Source organism: Clostridium puniceum, assembly GCF_002006345.1.
GTDB lineage: Bacteria > Bacillota > Clostridia > Clostridiales > Clostridiaceae > Clostridium > Clostridium puniceum.
Genome location: NZ_LZZM01000118.1, coordinates 1 through 1,166 on the forward strand (window position 1 = coordinate 1; position 1,166 = coordinate 1,166).

General features: G+C 19.9%; 1 protein-coding gene. It reads right to left on the reverse strand.

Annotated features, from left to right (window positions below; all coding sequences use genetic code 11):
* On the reverse strand, window positions 1-1,125 hold a 1,125-nt coding region (locus tag CLPUN_RS08980; RefSeq protein ID WP_198944307.1), incomplete at its 3' end, for an SNF2 helicase associated domain-containing protein.
* Window positions 1,126-1,166: the final 41 nt, after the last annotated feature.

The following is a 1,166-nucleotide window of genomic DNA, read 5'->3' on the forward strand; positions in this document are numbered from 1 at the left end:
ATCTATAGTTAAATCTTTAGATATAATCTTTATGCATGAAATTAAATTATATAATTCTTCAATATATATGTCTTTATGAAATATAATATTACTATCTTCCTTAAGTATATTATAAAATAACCTATATAAATTAATTTGAATAAAAGAAGGAATGTATATTTTTCTATCAAAAAAGAAAACATCCATTTTATCATTTAAAGGTATTGGAAAAACTTTTTTCGTAGTTAGAACATAATTCTCCTTTATTTGTTTTAACGTAAAAGAAAGAGGTAAATCTTCATTTTTTATTTCACAAATATAAGTTTGATAATTATAATTAAATTTTATTTTTTTATTTGATAATATTGTTAGAAATCTTCCTATAATTTCTTTATCAAGTCTTATATTATTACCTCTATTATTATCTTTAGAAATTAATATATATTCATGTAAATATTCCAAAATCTCCTGATCTTCCTTTGAAAAATAATAATTATCCTTATTATAAATTAAACCTTTCCCAATATAATATTCTTTTGAATTATTTAAGCTTAAAATAAATCCTTCAATATTACCAATTGGATACATAGTATTACTACCTATAAATATACTAACACCAAAACATTTCCTGTTATATTCCAAAACCTCCTTTAAGGAAAGGCTTAATTGCAACTTTTGCTTTTTTGTATTTAAACTTAAGTTTAATTTATCTAAATCTATTTTATCTCTTGATATAAAATTATTTGCATTAGGTAAATTAAGTAATAAATTTTTATCTTTCTTCAAAACTTCTTTATCCTCAGTTATTTTATTCATTTTCTTTTTTATTTGATAAATAAAATTTAATCCTAACGCTACTAAATGTTCACATAGATATACATTATTTTTAGAATCAAATTCTAAAAATCCACTACATTGGCATTTTGCAAGAGTAATTATTTTATTTATAATATCTATTTTAAGATGAGAATTGCAGCTTTGTAATTTATTTTCACTATTAAAATTCCCATAGATATTATAATTATCCTCAGCCTTTTTTATGTTGATTTTAGGTAAATTACTACCTTCTAATATTTGTTTTCCCTTATTTAAATTGAATTTAGATGTATTATCTAATATAAGTTTTTCTAATTCAGATATTTTCAATTACTTTCACCTACCTAATAATATAAAATTCAATTCATAAT